Genomic DNA, 18,785 nt, shown 5'->3' with positions numbered 1-18,785 from the left:
CCCCCGTCGATTCCGGATGATCGATAGACCGGATCCACGGTCGGGTCAATCGCGGGAGGAAAGACTTATCATCGTTTCCCGACCGCACACATCGTGAGGATAGTTATCAATGGGTATCGCCGAGACATACACACGCGGACGTCAGTTCGCGATCACGCGGCCCGGCTCCGTTCTGGTGGCGCTCGTCGGGGCCGTCTTGCTGTTCGATCTGGTCGCGGGACTCGCGACCGGACGGCACTCGTTCAGCGGGATCGGGTCGCTCGTGTGGGACGGACTGATGCGCGGGCTGGTGGTCGGTCTCGCGGGCATCGGGCTCTCTATGACGTACAGCATTCTGAACTTCGCGAACTTCGCGCACGGGGACTACATCACCGCGGGGGCGTTCTCCGGGTGGGCGACGACGTACCTCGTCGCGGGGTTCGGCCGCGCCGACGTCGGGGCGCTGTTGCTCGTCGGCGCGGGCGGATCGGTCTTCGGAGGGACGCTCGGCATCGGGGTCACGACGACTCCCGTCGCGGTCGTCGCCGGTATTCTCGTCGCCGGGATCGCCACGGTCGCGCTGGCGCTTCTCGTCGACCGGACGACGTTCCGCCCGATCCGTGACGCCGACGGGATCACGCTTCTCATCACGAGCGTCGGCGTCGCGTTCGCGCTCCGGTATCTGATGCAGTTCGTCTTCGGGTCGGACGTCCGCGGCACGACGTCGCAGCCGCCGGCGATGGCACTCTATCTCGTCGACGGCGCGGTCCGCATCAACGCCCACGACGTCGCGCTCGTCGTCGTCGCCGGTGCCCTGATGCTCGGCGTCCACCTCCTCCTGCAACTGACCAAACTCGGGAAGGCGATGCGGGCGATGGCCGACAACGAGGACCTCGCGCAGATCACGGGCATCCCGACCGAGCGGGTCGTCCGCGCGGTGTGGGTGATCGGCGGCGGCCTGACGGGCGTCGCGGGCTATATGTTCATCCTCTGGAAGGGCACGCTCGGATTCAACGACGGCTGGCTGCTCTTACTCTTGATCTTCGCGGCGGTCATCCTCGGCGGCATCGGATCGATCTACGGGGCCATCGTCGGCGGCCTCGCGATCGGGCTGACGGCGTCGGTCTCGATCGTCTGGATTCCCTCGGCGTTCGCCCGCGCGGCGGCGTTCCTCGTGATGATCGTCCTCCTCCTGGTGAAACCCGAGGGACTGTTCTCGGGGAGGTCGACGGCATGAGCGTCCGCGACGACGTCGCCGAGCGGATTCCCGGTGGCGACGCCGGGCTCATCGTGGCCGTGCTCCTCGTCATCTACGCCGCGTACGTGTTGGCCGGCGTCGGCCTCGGCTACTCCGTTCGCGGCCAACTGAACACGATCGGCGTGTTGACCTTCTACATCGGCGTCTTCGCGATGCTCGCGCTGGCCCTCAACCTTCAATGGGGGTACACGGGGCTCTTCAACATCGGCATCGTCGGGTTCATGGCGGTCGGGATTTACGTGATGGCGCTGGTCTCGAAGCCGCTGTACGAGTCGGGCGGCGCGGCCCAGGTCGGCGGTCTCGGATTGCCGCTCATCGTCGGCATCGTCGCCGGGATGGTCGCCGCGGCGCTTCTCGGGGCGGTGATCGCCTTGCCGGCGCTCCGGTTACGCGCGGACTACCTCGCCATCGTCACGATCGCGATGTCGGAGATCGTCCGCTTCTCGTTCCTCTCGGGGGAACTCCAGCAGTTCCGACTGTTCGGCGAGCGCGTCGGCTTCGGCGGCGGATCGGGGCTCATCCTCGACTTCACCAACCCGCTGGAGGCGTTCTTCCAGTCCTTCGGCCTGTGGGACGCGTACCTCGGGTTCGTCTCGGTCTTCGAGGTCATCATCCCGAACAATCCAAAGCCGGTCGTCGACGGCCTCGTCTACGGCGCGGTGCTGCTCGGCTTCGTCGCCGTCTACTTCTGGCTGCTCAAGCGGACCGGCGAGTCGCCGTTCGGGCGCGTCCTGAAGGCGATCCGCGAGGACGAGGACGCCGCCAATTCGCTGGGGAAGAACACGAACCGGTTCAAGATCAAGGCGTTCATGCTCGGGTGTGCGCTGATGGGGCTGGCGGGCATCCTCTGGCTGATGACAAGCGGCGCGGTCACGCCGAACTTCTTCCGGCCGCGGATCACCTTCTTCGTGTGGATCGCGCTCATCATCGGCGGCGCTGGCTCCAACACGGGCAGCGTTCTCGGCGGGGCGGTCTTCGCCGCGCTGCTCTATCAGGGGCCGCGCTACCTGAAGAACCTCATCGACACGGTCATCCCGAACGCCGACGCGCCCTCGGGGTTCGGCCCGGCCGTCTCGCCGCTCATCTCCAACTTCGATCCCGCGCCGCTGTTCTTCTACACGATCGACAGCGTCCGACAGCTCCAGCTCGTCTTTATGGGTCTCGCCCTGATCTGGCTGATGCACAACCGGCCGGAGGGGATGCTCGGACACCGCAAGGAGACGGCCGCGGGCATCCCGCTGACTGGCTCGCGAGCGAGCGCGTCCGCGGAGACCGACGGCGGCGACGCCGGTGGTGGTTCCGATGAGTGATCCGGACGCCACGAACGTCGGATCGGACCACGCTGGTGGATCGAACGGCGGCCGGGACGTCCCCGGCAGGACCGACGCCGCCTCGAACGGGCTCGATCTCGGCTCCGGCGGGCCGAACGTCGACGAGGAGTACCCGCTCCAAGTGGAGGGGCTGTGCAAGACCTTCGGTGGGATCACCGCCGTCGACGACGCGTCCTTCCGGGTGGAACGCGGGACCCTCACCGGCCTCATCGGCCCCAACGGCGCGGGGAAGTCGACGACGTTCAACCTCATCACCGGGATGCTGCGCCCCGACGCGGGGACCGTGACGTTCGACGGCGAGGACATCACCGGGCAGAAACCGCACGCGATCGCGAACAGAGGGCTCGTCCGGACGTTTCAGATCGCCCGGGAACTCCAGGAGATGACGGTCTTGGAGAACCTGATGTTGGCCCCGAAGGACCAGCGCGGGGAGGCACTCTGGCGGTCCGTCACTCCCGGTTTCCGCGGCGACGTCGTCGAACAGGAGGAGGAACTCCTCGAACGCGTCTGGGACGTGATCGAGTTCTTCGACATCGACCACATCGCCGACGAGTACGCCGGGAACCTCTCGGGCGGACAGCGGAAGCTGCTGGAGCTGGCGCGGGCGCTCCTCACCGATCCGGACATGCTCCTCTTGGACGAGCCGTTCGCGGGCGTCAATCCGTCGCTGGAGAAGCGGCTGCTCGAACACGTCCACGAACTCCGCGAGCAGGGCTACACGTTCCTGCTCGTCGAACACGATATGGATCTGATTATGGAAAACTGCGAGCGCGTCATCGTGCTCCATCAGGGGCAGGTCCTGACCGAGGGATCCCCCGACGAGATACAGGCGAACGAGGAGGTCATCGAGGCATACCTCGGGGGGAACGTATGAGCACAGACACCGAGCGCGATCCGCCGGCGTACGACGCCGACGTCTCCAAGGAGACGATTCCCGACCGTGAGGACCAGGCGCTCCTAGAGGTCCGTGACCTCGACGCCGGCTACGGCGACCTCCAGATCCTGACCGACGTGGACTTAGACGTCGCCGACGGCGAGTACGTCACGATCGTCGGGCCGAACGGGGCCGGCAAATCGACGGTGATGAAATCCGTCTTCGGCCTCACGAGCCACATGGGCGGGACGGTGATCTTCGAGGGCGAAGACATCACTGGACGCCGCCCCGAGGAGATCATCCACGAGGGCATCGGTTACGTGCCCCAGAACGACAACGTGTTTGCCTCCCTGACGGTCCGGGAGAACCTGGAGATGGGCGCGTACATCCTCGATTCGGTCCCACAGGACGCCCTCGACGCCGTGTTCGAGCGGTTCCCGATCCTCGAAGAGCGGCAGTCGCAGAAGGCCGGGACGATGTCCGGCGGCCAACAGCAGATGCTCGCGATGGGTCGCGCGCTGATGCTCGATCCCTCGTTGCTCCTGCTCGACGAACCCTCTGCGGGTCTCGCACCGGACCTCGTCGACGATATGTTCGACCGCATCGACGCGATCAACGACGACGGAACGGCCGTTCTGATGGTGGAACAGAACGCCAAGGAGGCGCTGCGGCGCTGCGACCGCGGCTACGTCCTCGCGAACGGTCGGAACCGGTACATGGACGACGGCGACGCGCTCCTGACCGACGAGCAGGTCCGTCGGGACTTCCTGGGCGGATAGAACCGACTTCGACGCGGGTCTCACGGCGGATGAAACCGGATCCGACGCGAGGCTCGCGGCGCCTTCTCCGCCAAAGAAACGGGGATCGAGACGACGGCTCTCTGCCTAGCTGTCCGGCGCCGACAGCGCGTTGCTGATGACCGACGAGTACGAGGACTCGCCGATGTTGAACGCGACCTGTCGGTAGACTTCGCCGTCGAACGTGTCCTCGAACACGCTGCTGAACCGCTCGGAGAGCTGTTGGCCGTAGTCGTTGTTGACGTACAGCGTCGCGACGTTGTCGACGCCGAGCCGCTCGGACATCACCTGCGCCATCACGCGCCCCTGCAGGATGTCCGAGGGAGCCGTCCGGAAGATGTAGTCGTTGTCGTCGAGGTTCGTCACCGACAGCGCCGTCGACGACGGCGAGCAGCCGACGACCTCGTTCGGAATGAACACCTCCTGTGAGACGGGCACGTTCACGCCCGAGGACGCCGACCCGCAGACGCTGGGGACGCCCGCGCTCACGAGCGATTCGGCCGCGGCGGTCCCCGCGCTCGGCGACGTCTGGCTGTCTTCGATCTGTGCGTTGACCGAGAGTCCCGCCGGGCCGGCGTCGTTGACCTGCTGCACCGGGAGCTGTGCGGCCTGGATCATCGGGCCGCCGACCGAGGCGAGGTCGCCGGTCTCCGGGAGGAGGATGCCGACCGACATCTCGCGGTCGCTGCCGCCGGGACCGCTGTCCGCTGCCGGACCCGCCCCGTCGGGGTTCTCGCCCTCGAAGTTCTGTACCTCGACGTTCTCCGCGGCGCCCTCGTCGGCGTTGAACTCCCAGATGGCGTACGCCGCCGAGGCCGGGTCGCCGGCCTCGTTGAAGTTCGTCGCCGACGACGCGCCCTGGTAGTTGACGTCGTCGCCGTTAGCCGCCGCCTCGATGCCCTCTACGAGGTTCTCGGGCGTGACCTCCATCCCGCCGGGGTTGGCGACCCGGCGCATCTGATCGCGGATCGCGGTCCCGGAGTTCTCGCCCGCGGCCGCGTTCGCGAGCAGTTGGATCGCGACCGAGTCGTACGACTGGGAGGTGAACACGCCGGGCGAGGAGCCGTACTCGTCCTGGAACAGTGAGTTGAACGCCTCTTGGTTCGGACCGCCCGCCGCCGGCGCGGTCCCGGTCACGTTCTCCATGTCGTTGCCGACCTGCCCCGGCATCGCGCCGTCTCTGAGTCCGTCGGGGACGACGATCTCCTCGCTCCCGTCGGACTGGCTGTAGTAGTCGCGGAACAGCTGGATCCCACTCTCGGGGTAGCCGATGACCACGAGACCGTCCGGCCCGTCGCCGGAACTGCCGCCGTCGTCGCCACTGTCGCTGTCGCCACCGCTGTCTCCGCCGCTGTCTCCGCCGCTGTCGCCGTCGCCGCTGTCACCGCCACCGTCGCCGCCGTCGTCGGGGCTCCCGATACAGCCGGCCAGTCCAGTCGCACCGATCGCTCCCGCTGCACCGACCCGTTTCAAAAACCTGCGCCGTACGATATCACGTGCCATAATCACGGAAATGGGACACCTCAATATAAATGTATTCGTTGCGACACTGATCGGAGCTAAATACCCGATGACCAACGATAGACGTCACTCGATGGCTCACCCTCGCGTGAGGCACCGTTTCTGTATCGTGTGTACCGCGTTAGGCGTCCATATCCTCTCGACGTTCTGGCACGTTGTGGTCTGCTACGACAGGACGTCGCGCCATCCAGGCACTGCGTGGTGAGTGTGATCGGGCACCGAAGCCAGGCGGTCCGTTCGACGAACCGCCACGCTCAAGCGCGCGGCGACGACTCTCTCTGGAAATGAGCATCCCCTCGTTCGTCATCGGGATCGCGGGCGGCACCGGTGCAGGGAAGACGACGATCGCGCGTCTCATCACGCAGAACGTCGGCGACTCCGTCGCGCGGATTCCGATAGACAACTACTACGAAGACCAGAGCCACCTGGCGCTCGAAGAGCGCGAGGACGTGAACTACGACCACCCCTCCGCGTTCGAGTGGGAACTCCTGCGGACGCAACTCTCGACGCTTCTGGAAGGCCGGCCCATCGAGATGCCGACCTACGACTTCGAGATCCACAACCGGACCGACGAGACCGTCCGGGTCGAACCCACGGACGTGGTCATCCTCGAGGGGATCTTCGCGCTCTCCGACGAGCAGATCAACGAGATGCTGGACCTCCGGCTCTACGTCGAGACCGACGCCGACGTCCGGATCATCCGACGCATTCAGCGGGACGTCATCGAACGCGGTCGCGACCTCGAAGGCGTCATCGAGCAGTACCTCTCGACGGTCAAGCCGATGCACGAGCAGTTCGTCGAACCCACGAAGAAACACGCCGACCTCATCGTCCCCGAGGGCGCGAACAGCGTGGCCGTGAACCTGCTCGCGGAGAAGATCCACGCCGAGGTGGGCGGCGCGGCCGGGCGCGACTGGGAGCGGACGGTGACCGACGAGGCGCTCGCCGACCAACTCGTCGTCGACCCAGACGAGTAACTGAGTGCCCTCACCTCTCGACGACAGCGTCACGTTCAAATCGAGTCGCTGAGAGGGACGCGTATGGCGGATCTCGGAAAGGTCGACCGATCGTTCTTCGAAGAACACATCTTCCCTCGACTCGGTGCCGACCGCGACGACGTGGCGCTCGGACCGGCCCACGGCGTCGACTTCGGACTTCTCGATATCGACGGGACGGCGGTCGCGATCGCGACGGATCCCGTCTCCGTGTTGCCGGGGCTGGGCTTCGAGCGCGCCGGCCGGTTCGCGCTGGATTTCGTCCTCGCCGACGTCGCCGTGTCGGGGCTCGCGCCGTCGCATCTGGCCATCTCCTTCACGCTCCCGCCGACGCTCTCCGACGATTCCTTCGCGACGCTCTGGGCGTCGATGCACGCGGAAGCGGCGGATCTGGGCGTCTCGATCGTCACCGGTCACACCGCCCGCTACGCGGACTGTTCGTTCCCGTGGGTCGGCGGGGCGACGGCCCTAGGCGTCGGCGACTTCGGGGACGTGATCCGTCCCGACGGCGCGCGGGTCGGTGACGACGTCCTCGTGACGAAGGGCCCCGCCGTCGAGGCGACGGGACTGCTCACCACGCTGTTTCCAGAGACGATCGACCTCGACGGTGCGACGCTCGAAACGGCACAGAAACGCCTCGACGAGGCCTCCTGTGTCCGCGACGCGATGACCGCCGCGGCGGCGGGCGGCGTCCACGCGATGCACGACGCAACCGAGTGCGGGCTCTTCGGAGCGTTCGTCGAGGTCGCCGACGGCGCGGGCGTCCGACTGGATCTCTCGACGGACGGGATCCCGATCCGCCCGGGCGTTCGCGAGACCTGTGACGCGCTCGGAATCGATCCCTGGACGACGACGACCGGCGGCACGCTCGTGCTGGCGGTCGATCCCGATCACACCGGCGGCGTCCTCGACGCGCTCGAGGCCGAGGGAACGCCCGTGGGGATCGCGGGTACCGTCGAGGCGGGTTCGGGGGTCGTCGTCGACGGCGAAGCGATCGGGCATCCCGACGTCGATCCGTCGTGGGCGGCCTACGAGGAACTCGCACGGGCGGCCGAAGAAGAGTAGGCGATTCTCCGATGCCCGAGAGTCAGTCCAGTCGCTCGGCGTACTCGCGATCCAGTCGGTCGGCCTCCGGACGCGATCCGTCGAGTTCGATCCGCCACTCCTCCAGCACCCCGGGATCGTCGAGCGCGTCTTCGAGCGTGTTCCGGACGTCGCCGACGTCGACGCCGTAGTAGTCGTTCGGAACGCCCCGAAGGTACTGCAACGCCGTCCGGAACAGCGAGCGCATACCGCCCTCGTCCTCGAAGTCGAAGTGCTTGTACGCGCCGGCGGCGACCTGGACCATCCCGTGGAGGAACGCGCTCTCTGTCGTCCCGGACCCGTAGTTGTACCACTCGTCCTCGAAGCAGTCGTGGGACGCGTGAAACGCCCGGGAATTGTAGAGCCGAACGCCGTGGACCGTCGCGCGGCGGAGCGTGCCGTGCTCCCACCCGTTCGATGTCGTACGCGCCGGATCCCAGCCGGTCGGCTCTCCGGACGTCGGCGGTCCGACGGTGTCGTCGCGGGTGTGATCGTTCACATCCCCAGTTCGCTCCCATAAATAAAGAGATTTGACCCTCCGTCGCCTGGTGAATAGCAATGCGAATCTACGAACTCGGGGAGGGGACACCCGAGGTCGCCGTCGTCGGATCGGTCCACGGGGACGAACCCTGCGGAGAGCGGGCGATCGAACGCTTCGTCGCGGGCGAGCCGTCGGTCGAACGGCCGGTCAAGCTCATAGTCGCGAACGAGGAAGCGCTCGACGCCGGCGTCCGCTACCTCGACGAGGACCTCAATCGGGCGTTCCCGGGCGATCCGAAGGCGCAGACGCACGAGGGGCGGCTCGCACACGATCTGGTGCGCGAGCTCCGCGGAAAGACGGTGCTCTCGCTGCACTCGACGCAGTCGTACGCCGAGCCGTTCGCCCTGGTCGACGAGGTCGACGCGGTGTCGAGGGCGATCTGTCCGCACCTCCCGATGCAGTATCTCGTCGAGACCGGGCCGTTCGCGACCGGCCGGCTCATCGACCACGCGCACACGATCGAAGTCGAGTGCGGGCTGCAAGGAAGCGAGGAGGCCGCGACGAACGCCTACTGGATCCTCCGGGCGTTCCTCTCGGCGACGGGCGTCCTCGCCGCGCCGGTCGAGGGCGACGTCGAACCGCCGCTGTCGCTGCACCGGCGCGACGAGGACGAGGTGACGGTCTTTCGCCTCCTCGATCAGATCCCCAAGAACCCCGCCGAGGAGTACCGAATATTCGTCGACAACTTCCAGCGCGTCGCTCCGGGCGACACCGTCGCCGCCGCGGACGGCGACGCCTTCAGCGCGGACGACGAGTTCTACCCGGTCCTGCTCTCGGCGAACGGCTACGAGGACGTGTTCGGCTACGCGGCCGATCGGCTCGGCACGCTCGCATAGCGGGACTCCGGGCGGGACGGTCGAGCTTAGGGACGGCAGTGAGAGACGACGCTACTCCTCGGGCGGTTCGAGGTCGACGAGCGTCAGCTCTCGGTCCAGGTAACAGAACTCGTGGGGCGGGTCGCCGAGGACCGCCTCGATCCGGTACTCGGCGTCGAAGTCCGCACCCTCCGGGACGCAGTACTCGTGGCTCGGACACTCGGTGTGCGGGCACGGACCGGGGAGCTCCACCTTGCTGCCGGCGTAGGCCCCCTTCGAGGCGACGTTGGCGGTGATCGATGCGGGTTCGACCTCGACGGCTCGGACCCCGGTGTCGTGGACCGCGCAGTCGAGTAGCTGTCCGTTCTCGCGGACGTCGGTCACCTCGTAGCGGACGCCCTCGGAGAGGTTCAGACACTGCTGTCGGTAGGGACAGCCCTCACACGCCGTCGACTCGCCCTCGTAGACGAACTCCGTCCCCGGGGACGCGAGGCGGTCGCCGATGAGCGTGACCTGGGTCATCTACGCGTGGATACTCGGCGCTCGCTGTTAAGCCTGTGCGTCTCTATGCGGTACTTGTTTGCGGTGGCGACGTGAGATCAGTGTTGACCTCGGAAGCCCCCGCGCGCTGGACTCGATGCGCTCGCTGTGGTCCTCGCTCACTGCGTTCGCTGCGGTCCTTGCGTCGCGCGTCTTCGTCCAGCGCGCGGCCCCTTCCAGTCCCACCCGGTCGATCGTTGGTCGGCAATCGCTCGCGGAAGGACAGGTTGACCGTCGACGTGGTGGTGGATTAGTCGTCGACGCGTGGCTGGTCAGGTTTGGCGAACAGTCGGCACCCGCTCGCGACGGCGTCCTCGCCAGCGGCGCGGTCGGTTTCCGCAACGCCGACCGCGTCGTCGCCGTCGCCGTCGCTCCCCGCGTCGACGTGCCGAGCAACCGCGACCCGACGCGGGGCAGTCTCTACGTCACGGGGACGCTGGCCGCTCGTTCGTATATAAACGCTCGCCGGAGCAGAGCAGATCGGGTCGACGTCGGGGCGGCGTAGATCGGGTCGACGTCGAGGGCGACATCGCCTCGTCGACGTCGAGCGCTACGTCCGTCGTGCGCCCGTTCCCGCGCGGTCGACCTCTGTGAGTCGGATCACGCTGCCGTCGATCGGAACCCCCTCGTACTCGTCGTCGTCGAGCAGCAGCGCGCCGTCGAGGTCGGCGTAGTCGACGAGCGGCGCGAGGTGACAGGCGGCAGCGATGGCGGCGTTCGTCTCGATCATACAGCCGAGCATCACTTCCAGTCCGTGCGCACGGGCGGCGTGGATCATCCGACGCGCCTCCGCGAGCCCGCCGGTCTTCATCAGCTTCAGGTTCACGATGTCCGTCCGGTCGGCGACCGCCGGGACGTCCGGGAGCGTCACGCAGGACTCGTCGGCCGCGATGGGGAGCGCCGATCGCTCGTAGACGAACTCGAAGCCCTCCGGATCGCTCGCGGGAACCGGCTGTTCGACGAATTCGACCCCGTACGCGTCGAGTCGCTCGGTCATCCGGACCGCCTGGCGCGGCGTCCACGCCTCGTTGGCGTCGACGCGGATTCTGGCGTCGGGAGCCTCCTCGCGGACGGCGGAGACGATCGCCTCGTCGCGGTCGGTCCCGAGTTTCACCTTCAGGACGTCGTAGCCGTTTGCGACGGCCTCCCGCGTCTTCTCGCGCATTCGCTCGGTCGTGTCGAGACCGATCGTGAACGACGTCTTCGGTACCGTGTCGGGATCGAGCCCCCACTGGCGGAAGAGCGGGACGCCGAGGCGCTTCGCGGCCAGATCGTGCAGCGCGACGTCGATCGCGGCGCGCGCGGCCGGGTTCCCGTTTACGGCGTCGCGGAGTTCGCGCTCGATCCGCTCTATCGCGTGCGGGTCGCCGACGGATTCGACGACGTCCAAGAGCGGTGGTAGCACGGCCTCGACCGTGTCCGGGGTCTCGCCGTAGTGACCCACCGGTGCGGCCGCGCCGACGCCCGTCATTCCGCCGTCGTCGGTGAGCCGGACGACGACGTTCTCTGCGACCTCCTGCGTTCCCCGGGAGATGGTGAACGCGTCCGCGAGCGGGAGCGAGACGCGCTCGAATTCGGTCGAGAGCATCTGTCACTCCGCCCCGAGGATCGAGTCGAGGACCGCGTCGGCGTCGAAGCGGACGACGTCGGTCGCGGGCTGGCCCAGTTCGTCGGCGTACGCCTCGACGGCCGCACGCGCCGCGTCGTCGTCGTCGATCCCGGACGTGTTCAGCGCGCCCGCGACCACGCTCCCCTCGTGGACGGGAGCGGCCAGCCCCTCGTAGAGGTCGACGTACTCCGAGATTTCGGGCAGCGAGAACGACTCGTAGCCGTGGATCGCCTCCCGACCAGCCGCGTGACAGAGGACCATCGAATCGGGCATCGATCCGTGGAGGATGCCGCAGGTGACCGCGGAGTACGCCGGATGGACGATGCTCCCCTGGCCCTCGACGAACAGCACGTCGTAGTCGTCGCCGACCTCCAGGAGCATCTCCTCGACCGCGCCGGCGGTGAAGTCGGAGACCACGCGGTCGATCGGGTTGCCCCAGCCGGCGATCATGATCCCGGTCTGGCCGGTGGGAACGAACCCGGCGTCGACGCCGCGCTCGCGGGCGGCCTCGACGAGTTCCAGCGCGACGGTCATCTTCCCGACCGAGCAATCGGTCCCGACCGTCAGCACCACCTCGGCGTCGATATCGGCGCTCCGGCCGCCGGCGACCGTCAAGTCCTCCTTGGGCTTTCGCACGTCGCGGAGCGCGACGTCGTGTTCGGCCGCCAAGGTCGCGAACTCCTCGTCTTCGGAGAGGAAGTAGTGGAGGCCGGCGACGACATCGCACCCGCGCTCGATCGCGGTCCGGACGTCCGGTCGCCAGGAGTCGTCGAACGCGCCGCCGATGGGCGAGATTCCGATCAGCAGGGTGTCGGCCTCGGGCGCGTCCGCCATCGAGGAAACGATCGGGACTTCGGGGAGGTCCGCACGGTGGTCGGTCGTAACTGTCCCGGCGCGGTCGCGGTCGAGGACGGCGACGACGTCGTAATCGGCGTACTTGAGAACGCCCGTGGCCGTCTTCGCCCGCTCGGGGAACTTCTCGTGTGCGAGCACGACGACCCGCTCTGCGTCGGTTTCCGGTGACGTGTCGGTCATACGTGAACCGACGCCGACGGTGGTTTTAACGGTCGTGATCCGTCGGTCCGACGGTCCGACAAGGAGCGATCGGCCCGAATCACAGAAGCGAGAGTCGAACCGTCCAGAACTCTCGAACGGCACTCTGGAGCGCCTCTTTCGGTTCGCCGGTGGCATCGACGGTCGCGGTCCGGTCGGCGAGGTCCGTGAACCGCCCGAGGACGGTCCCCTCGCCGAGCACGATCAGGTCGCGGTCCTCGCGTGGTCCGACGTGGGTTTCGAGGGCCTCCCGCGCCCGGTCGAGGTGCTCGTCGACCTGCTGGTCGCGCCGACGCTCGAAACGCGCCTGCGAGAACCCGCCCTTCGAGTGCGTCCCCATCACGTCCGATTCCACCTCGTCGACCAGCGACACCGACTCGCCGTCGTAGACGCCGAGGGCGAACAGGTCCGAGCGCACCAGCGCGACCCACGTCGGATCCACGGGTGCGAACCACGACCGGTCGATCCGGAACCCCGAACCCCACTCGTCGAACGCCGCGGGCGGCGTCGGCGAGTCGAGCGCGGCGGCGACGAGGCCGGCGTCGTCGACACAGACCAGACACGGGGCGGCCCGGCGGACGAGCGCCGACCGCTCGCCGAGGGTCTCGGCGACGGCGCTGGGGACGTCGTCGTGAACCATCGCGGTCAGCGCGCCTTCGGCCCCGGTCTCGAACGACGACAGGCGCGCGAGAACCTCGTCGCGACGGTCCCCCCGCAGTTGCTCGGTCCCGCGGAACGCGACGTCGACGTCGTCGGTCGCGGAGAGACGTTCGACGCGCTCTTCGAGGCCCTCGATCTTGTCTTCGAGTCGGTTGACCTCGGCTTCGGCCTCCTGGCGCTCCCGGGCGGCCTCGGACCGACGCTCCTCTTCGGCCGCCGCGCGGCGTTCGAGGTGACGCTTCTCTTCTTCCAGTTCCTCGATCCGCGCTTTGAGCTCCGCGCGACCGAGCAACTCGTCGAGCATACCTCGACGCGCGGCCGCGGGTCACTTAGCGGTTGTCGTCCGTCGACGGCGACAGTCATCGATCAGACGCCGCTCCGGGCCGGACAGAGAGGCTGCGGGAAGTGCGACCGGGTTCCGGGAGAATCGATCGACCGCGATCGGGCGGTTACGAGCGGACGGTTACGAGAGGATCGACGAGAGGAGCTTGCCCTGTGCGGCCGAGAGGTGCTCGACGAACGTCGAGTCATCGACGCCGAGTTCGTCGGCGACGTCGCCGGCGTTCGCCCGCTTCGGATACTCGAAATACCCCATCTCGTGGGCGGTCTCTAGGACTTCCCGCTGGCGTTCGGTCAGTTCGCCGCGGTCGACCAAGACGAGATCCGAGCCCTCGCGGCCGGCATCCGACCGGACGAGCCGACGCACGGAGACGTCGGACCACCGGTCGTCGAGGCGCGCGACGACCGACCGGAGCGTATCGACGTCGGGCGCGTGAAAACTCACTGTCAGGGATCCGTCGCGAGAATGGACGTCGCGCACGGGACAGCCGAACTGCTCGATACACTCGCAAAAGCACGTTCGGTCCTGCGCCCGCTCGAACCGATACACGCGCTCTGAACCGTAGGAGAACACCTCCTCGAACTCCAGATCCGAACCCTGCGGCTCTCCTGTGTCTCCCGAAGTCTCGTCGGCCACCAGCGGCCGGTCGCCCTCCAGTGTGAACTCCTCTGTCACCGCCTCGCCGGGGTCCGTGGGGACCGATTTGGTGACGGACGTGGCTGCGGCTCCCGCCGCCTCTGCGGCCGTCGCTGCCGGACAGTCCGGGGGCGATTCGACGCTGATCTCCGCTCGGATCCCACTCACGGCCGGTGAGACGCGTCGCGGGGGCAAGAATCGTTCGGGGGTCGCAACATTGACGCGGCGACAACCCGCGAGGCCCGAGGATACGGACCTCTTTCGCGATCGGTGATTTATAAAACACCCGCAAATACGGGGTGGTTCTATACTGGTTTTCCAGGTGAAACAACGCTCGTCGAGTGACGACTACCACCACCGGTTGCGGAACGATCCAGATCAAACTCATATGAAACGACGAAACTCTCCCGTTGCAAAGCTCGGACACGTCGCGGCACACACTCCCGACCTCGACGAATCGCTGTGGTTCTTCAACGAGGTGATGGGACTGCAGGTCACCGAACGCGACGGTGACACCGCCTATCTCCGCGGGATGCGAGACTGGGAGCACCACACGCTCAGCCTCACCGAGAGCGGGAAGGAGGGCGTCGACCACTTCGCGTTCCGGACGGCCAGCGAAGAGGCGTTAGGCGAACTCGAACAGCAGTTCGAGGACGAGGGCGAGGAGATCACCTACGTCGAGGCGGGCGAGGAGAACGGCATCGGCGAGGCGATTCGCGTCGAGAAGTTCGGCCACAACTACGAGTTTTACTGGGACGTCGAGAAGCCCGACGCCCCCGAGGGCCAGCGGTCGGGGCTCAGAAACCGCGTCTACAGCGAGTCCGTCGGGAACCGGATCGCGCCGCGGCGGATCGACCACATCCACGTGAACGACCCCGGTCAGAACGCGTTCGACCACGACGAGTGGCTGCGGGAGACGATGGACTTCCAGCTAAACGAGCGATTCGAGGCCGAGAACGGAGAGTACTGGGGCTGGTGGTACGCCGTTACGCCGCTCCCGCACGACATCGCGATCCACCGGGAACCCGAGGACGACCCGACGCAGTTCCATCACGTCGCCTACCACCTCGACAGCCTCCAGGACCTCTGGACCGCCGGCGACATCTGCAGCGAGCACGGGATCGAAATCAACAACCGGAGCGACGGTCCCGCGATGCACGCGATCACCCGCGCGGACTGTATGTACGTCAAAGACCCCGCCAGCGGCCTCCGCCTGGAGCTGTTCGCCGGCCCGGGCTACCTCAACTTCGAGCCCGACTGGGAGCCGATCGAGTGGAAGGAAGAGACCCTCGGCGGCCCGACCAACCACCAGTGGCACGGCGGCGGCCCCACCTGGGACGGCATCGACTACGTCTGAAACGCGGTTTTCGACGGGTCTGCTACGCTCTTTTACGACGGGTGGGTGGCGCTGAGTGGAGCACTACCGGTCTCAGAGCACGCTGTCGAGCCATCGGATTCCCCATTGGATGACGAGCGGCACCACGCCGCTTATGAGAATCTGTAGCCACATCGCCGTCGTCGCGGGGAACTCTCTCGTCTCGCGGACCTGTCCGATCCGGTGTTGCTCCCGCTCGAACCGTTCCAGTTCCTCGTTGTCCTCCAGCGCGTCCCGCACGTTGTACGGGTCGTTGACCAGTTCGTGAAACCGAGATTCGAGTGACTGCAACTCCGTCCGCCGTCGATCTCGCATATATCTGTGTATTGTCAGGAGAGAGAATCCGATCGAGAACACGCCGATTGCCCACAACGCGGTGAGTACGCCCGTTATGAACCACTCCGGCGGTTGATACGGGGTGTACAGCACATCAGGGAACAGAAACGGGGCGTACAGCAGGACGGTGAGTGCCACCAGGGCGATCACGTACAGATAAAACGAGTGTTTGAGCAGCTCTCCGATCGGACGGAGCCCGCCGAGGTTGTGCGGGTCGAAGTAGTAGATTTTCACGTCGGCGCGCTCGAAGCGCCGCGGCAGCGAGAAGTGCAGACTGAGGTAGATCGACGCCGTTTCGAGCAGTATCGGCGCGTACGCGAACGGGATGATGACCAGCCACCCGAACAGCCCCGCCAACCCCTCGTATTCGATGATCGTCGGGATCCTTCCGGAGAGGATCATATAGGCGTAGTACCCGGCGACGGTCACAGCGAGGAGCGCGCGCTTGAACCGACGGGGAACTAACCGCTGGAATTCCGTCGACCCCGACGCGGTCCGCGTCTCGATCCGGATCTCTCGACACGCTCTGTCGTATCGGTCTCGTGCGTATCGGTTCATGAAGACCGCCAGGAGCACCGTTCCCGGCAGTGCCAACCACGACGGGTTATCGAGGACCGTGTTCGACCCGACCGTCAGCTGCTGGATCGAATGCAACACGAAGATGTCGAACAGGACGACGGCCCCGACGAGGCGATACGGTCGCGGGACGGCTCCCAGCCGTTCGACTCCCGGTAGTGTCTCGAACCGCGGACCGATTCCATCGACGGCCGTGGTCACCCGGTCTGCCGCTATCTCGATCCAGAGCCGCTCGCCGTACCTCGGTATCTCCCCCGGCATATCCGTCACTCGCGTGGGGGGAGTTGTTCCCACCGTCGTATAATCGTTCACCTTGGAGCGGAAGCGCAACGGCGCTCGCCAAGCGTTCGCATTACCCGGTCGCAATCGGATCGCTTCCCCACGACCGAGATTGACGCCCGAAACTACCCCGACAGCGGCGAGATCCGATAGAGCATCCGCGCGGCTTCGAGCGCACCGGTCTTCGCGAGCGCACCACTCCGGTAGGCACCGTACTTCGCGTAGAACCCGCTCTTTCTAGCACCCGCGCCGGCGTAGTGGCGGGCGGACGTCGGAATCGGCGTCCGACGCCCCTCGACGCGGGTCGATCCGTCTCTGATCGCGTCCAGCAGGACGTCGGCCGTCAACTCCGCGCGCGTCACGTCGTCGATTTCGATCTCGGTGTACGCGCGGCCGACGTAGCCGACCTTGTGCGCGTCGCTGCCGGCGACGCCGGGATAGCCGTAGGTGTCGGCGTAGCGGCGCGCTCGCCGGTTCTTCCACCCCGTGAACGCCCAGGAGTTGTACACCTCGATCGCGTCGGGATCGACGGTCTGCAGCCGGCTCTTGCGGACGCCGTGTCGGCTGCGCTGGAAGGGGTGGGGAACGATCGCGACGCCCCCGCGTTCGCGGACCCACTCGGCGGTTTCGCTCATCGGGGCGCGCCGGGGAGGCATCTCCTCGATACCGAGCGCGAGCAGATGCCCGTCGGCGGTCGAGACCTCGACGCCCGGGATCCCGACGAGGCCGTACATCGGGGCCAACTCCGCCGCCCGAACTGACTCGTGGATGACGTCGTGGTCGGTGACGACGACGGCGTCGAGACCGATCTCTGCGGCCTGTTCTAAGAGCAGTTCGGAGGGATCCGCCCCGTCGTAGGAGGCGTCCGAGTGGACGTGCGGATCGATTCTAACGGTGAGCGACACGAGCAGGCGTAGGAACCGACGAGAGTAAAGCCTGTCTGCTTGCGTCGGCCGGCGGGGAGTCGCGGCGGAAGCCGTCGTCGACGCCCGATCCTATTGCAGGTCCACGGCGATCCGTTCGCCGACGCCGTGGCCGTTCCAGAGCGCCTCGGAAACCCGGCCCTCGCCGACGACCCAGTCGCCGGCGACGTACAGTCCCGCGTCCTCGACGCGTTCGATCGGGTCTCGGTCGACCGCGGCATCGGGGAGCGCGTAGCGCCAGCCCTGATCGTCGATCCAGTCCGGATCGCGGTACCGCTCGTCCCCCAGCAGTGCCGCGACCCGGTCTGCGACGTCGTCAGCGACCGCAGAGAGCGGATCGTCGTACCGCTCCGTCGACCACGCGGGACTCATCTGGACGATCAGGAGACTCTCGCCGTCGGGGACGTGACCGGCCTTGCACTCCTCGCGTGACAGCCACCCGATGGCGTGTTCCCGATCGGTGTTCACGAGGCCGTACCACGGGGAGGAGTCGCGGAACGGGTAGTGGAGCACGACCGTTCGGATCGTCCGGTAGGGAACCGCTTCGGCGGCCTCGGCGAGCGGACCGATCCGCCCGTCGTCCCACTCGCTCGTCCGCAGCAACGCGGCCGTCTGCGGTGCCGGCGGCGTCAGGAGGAGCGCGTCGAACGGACCGTGGCGGTTCCCGTCGGCGTCGAGGAGCGTCCACGCGCGTCCGCGCGCTCGTCGTTCCTCTGAACTGGTCGCCTCCCCGTCGCTTCCAGTCCTGTCGGCCGCCCCGTTGCGGAGGGTCTCGTCGGCCGCGGCTCCCCCCACCTGGCGCTCGATCTCGACGACCCGCGTCCGCCGGTGCACCGTCGCGTCGGTTCGAGCGAGCAGGCGCTTCGCCAACTGGGTGATCCCCTCGGTCCACGTCCACTTCCGGGAGTCGCGGCCGTCGCCGGGAGTGATCTCGCCGCGCCCGTCGAACGTCCAGACCGGCTCGTCGATCTCGGCGAGGCCGTCGTCGCCGAGTTCGCGAATCAGCGCTTCGGTCCGTCGGTCCGCGTCCTTCAGGTAGTTCGCGCCGTGGTCGTAGCGACACCCGTTCTTCCGGCGCGTCGCCGCACGGCCACAAACGCCACCGCTCTTCTCGACGACGGTCACGGAAGCGTCGGCGTCGCGGAGCGCGTACGCCGCTCCGACGCCCGCCGCACCCGCGCCGACGATGCCGATGCGTGTGGCGGCCTCGTCCTCGACTCGGTCTGTCACGTTCGGAGGGCAGTCCCGGACGGGCTTTACCGTT

19 protein-coding genes are annotated in these 18,785 nt (G+C 67.2%); 9 read left to right on the top strand and 10 right to left on the bottom strand.

Annotation, left to right across the window (positions count from 1 at the left end):
• The first annotated feature begins 277 nt into the window (after positions 1–277).
• Genes NO876_RS15335 through NO876_RS15320 form a run of 4 tightly spaced genes read left to right on the top strand, consistent with a single transcriptional unit; the run spans position 278 to position 4,221 of the window.
• On the top strand, positions 278–1,216 hold the full coding sequence (locus tag NO876_RS15335; protein ID WP_390276923.1) for a branched-chain amino acid ABC transporter permease: 939 nt from the start codon (positions 278–280) through the stop codon (positions 1,214–1,216).
• Positions 1,213–2,547, top strand: a complete 1,335-nt coding sequence (locus tag NO876_RS15330) for a branched-chain amino acid ABC transporter permease (RefSeq protein WP_256422542.1) — start codon at positions 1,213–1,215, stop codon at positions 2,545–2,547. The genes NO876_RS15335 and NO876_RS15330 overlap by 4 nt, the downstream gene beginning before the upstream one ends.
• Positions 2,540–3,442, top strand: coding sequence for an ABC transporter ATP-binding protein (locus NO876_RS15325; RefSeq protein ID WP_256422541.1), 903 nt, complete (start codon positions 2,540–2,542; stop codon positions 3,440–3,442). The genes NO876_RS15330 and NO876_RS15325 overlap by 8 nt, the downstream gene beginning before the upstream one ends.
• Entirely contained in the window at positions 3,439–4,221 is a 783-nt protein-coding gene (locus NO876_RS15320) for an ABC transporter ATP-binding protein (protein ID WP_256422540.1), read from the top strand. The genes NO876_RS15325 and NO876_RS15320 overlap by 4 nt, the downstream gene beginning before the upstream one ends.
• 105 nt (positions 4,222–4,326) lie before the next feature.
• Here the strand turns inward: NO876_RS15320 and NO876_RS15315 are convergent, their stop codons facing one another.
• The gene (locus NO876_RS15315) at positions 4,327–5,742 is read right to left on the bottom strand and encodes an ABC transporter substrate-binding protein (RefSeq protein WP_256422539.1); all 1,416 of its coding nucleotides are present in this window, start codon (positions 5,740–5,742) and stop codon (positions 4,327–4,329) included.
• A 302-nt stretch (positions 5,743–6,044) separates the two neighbouring features.
• Between NO876_RS15315 and udk the strand changes: the two genes are divergently transcribed.
• Both udk and NO876_RS15305 read left to right on the top strand, forming a co-directional pair.
• Positions 6,045–6,737 carry a uridine kinase gene (gene udk / locus NO876_RS15310; RefSeq protein ID WP_256422538.1) on the top strand — a complete coding sequence of 231 codons (693 nt, stop codon included), beginning with the start codon at positions 6,045–6,047 and terminating at the stop codon, positions 6,735–6,737.
• Between the two features lie 63 nt (positions 6,738–6,800).
• Positions 6,801–7,820: an AIR synthase family protein gene (locus NO876_RS15305; protein WP_256422537.1), complete on the top strand. Its 1,020-nt coding sequence runs from the start codon at positions 6,801–6,803 to the stop codon at positions 7,818–7,820.
• A gap of 22 nt (positions 7,821–7,842) precedes the next feature.
• Here NO876_RS15305 and NO876_RS15300 read toward each other — a convergent pair whose 3' ends face one another.
• Positions 7,843–8,337 carry a DUF309 domain-containing protein gene (locus tag NO876_RS15300; protein ID WP_256422536.1) on the bottom strand — a complete coding sequence of 165 codons (495 nt, stop codon included), beginning with the start codon at positions 8,335–8,337 and terminating at the stop codon, positions 7,843–7,845.
• Positions 8,338–8,396: 59 nt separating this feature from the next.
• Here NO876_RS15300 and NO876_RS15295 point away from each other — a divergent pair, with 59 nt between their 5' ends.
• Positions 8,397–9,215: a M14 family metallopeptidase gene (locus NO876_RS15295; protein WP_256422535.1), complete on the top strand. Its 819-nt coding sequence runs from the start codon at positions 8,397–8,399 to the stop codon at positions 9,213–9,215.
• 51 nt (positions 9,216–9,266) lie between these two features.
• On the opposite strand, the gene NO876_RS15290 is transcribed toward NO876_RS15295, so the two are convergent.
• Positions 9,267–9,716 carry a UPF0179 family protein gene (locus NO876_RS15290; protein ID WP_256422534.1) on the bottom strand — a complete coding sequence of 150 codons (450 nt, stop codon included), beginning with the start codon at positions 9,714–9,716 and terminating at the stop codon, positions 9,267–9,269.
• A 115-nt stretch (positions 9,717–9,831) separates the two neighbouring features.
• On the opposite strand from NO876_RS15290, the gene NO876_RS15285 reads away from it, so the two are divergent.
• Entirely contained in the window at positions 9,832–10,239 is a 408-nt protein-coding gene (locus NO876_RS15285; protein ID WP_256422533.1) for a hypothetical protein, read from the top strand.
• 45 nt (positions 10,240–10,284) lie between these two features.
• On the opposite strand, the gene NO876_RS15280 is transcribed toward NO876_RS15285, so the two are convergent.
• The 4 genes from NO876_RS15280 to NO876_RS15265 all read right to left on the bottom strand — a co-directional run bounded on the left by NO876_RS15280 (position 10,285) and on the right by NO876_RS15265 (position 14,200).
• Entirely contained in the window at positions 10,285–11,322 is a 1,038-nt protein-coding gene (locus NO876_RS15280; protein ID WP_256422532.1) for a dipeptide epimerase, read from the bottom strand.
• A 3-nt stretch (positions 11,323–11,325) separates the two neighbouring features.
• Entirely contained in the window at positions 11,326–12,378 is a 1,053-nt protein-coding gene (locus NO876_RS15275) for an N-acetyltransferase DgcN family protein (protein WP_256422531.1), read from the bottom strand.
• Between the two features lie 79 nt (positions 12,379–12,457).
• Positions 12,458–13,360 (bottom strand): Vms1/Ankzf1 family peptidyl-tRNA hydrolase, encoded by a 903-nt coding sequence (locus tag NO876_RS15270; protein ID WP_256422530.1) that lies wholly within the window; start codon positions 13,358–13,360, stop codon positions 12,458–12,460.
• A gap of 159 nt (positions 13,361–13,519) precedes the next feature.
• Positions 13,520–14,200 (bottom strand): helix-turn-helix domain-containing protein, encoded by a 681-nt coding sequence (locus tag NO876_RS15265; RefSeq protein ID WP_256422529.1) that lies wholly within the window; start codon positions 14,198–14,200, stop codon positions 13,520–13,522.
• 220 nt (positions 14,201–14,420) lie between these two features.
• Here NO876_RS15265 and NO876_RS15260 point away from each other — a divergent pair, with 220 nt between their 5' ends.
• Entirely contained in the window at positions 14,421–15,389 is a 969-nt protein-coding gene (locus tag NO876_RS15260; RefSeq protein ID WP_256422528.1) for a VOC family protein, read from the top strand.
• Positions 15,390–15,461: 72 nt separating this feature from the next.
• Here the strand turns inward: NO876_RS15260 and NO876_RS15255 are convergent, their stop codons facing one another.
• The 3 genes from NO876_RS15255 to NO876_RS15245 all read right to left on the bottom strand — a co-directional run bounded on the left by NO876_RS15255 (position 15,462) and on the right by NO876_RS15245 (position 18,751).
• Positions 15,462–16,580: a hypothetical protein gene (locus NO876_RS15255; protein ID WP_256422527.1), complete on the bottom strand. Its 1,119-nt coding sequence runs from the start codon at positions 16,578–16,580 to the stop codon at positions 15,462–15,464.
• A 143-nt stretch (positions 16,581–16,723) separates the two neighbouring features.
• Entirely contained in the window at positions 16,724–17,503 is a 780-nt protein-coding gene (locus NO876_RS15250; RefSeq protein WP_256422526.1) for a CehA/McbA family metallohydrolase, read from the bottom strand.
• 90 nt (positions 17,504–17,593) lie between these two features.
• Complete coding sequence (locus NO876_RS15245; protein WP_256422525.1) at positions 17,594–18,751, bottom strand: NAD(P)/FAD-dependent oxidoreductase; 1,158 nt, start codon at positions 18,749–18,751, stop codon at positions 17,594–17,596.
• Positions 18,752–18,785 lie beyond the last annotated feature (34 nt).

It is taken from the genome of Halobellus rarus (assembly GCF_024494595.1).
Classification (GTDB): Archaea; Halobacteriota; Halobacteria; order Halobacteriales; family Haloferacaceae; genus Haloquadratum; species Haloquadratum rarum.
Note: the sequence above shows the minus strand (reverse complement) of the source record. Positions and strands in the feature narration are given on the sequence as shown.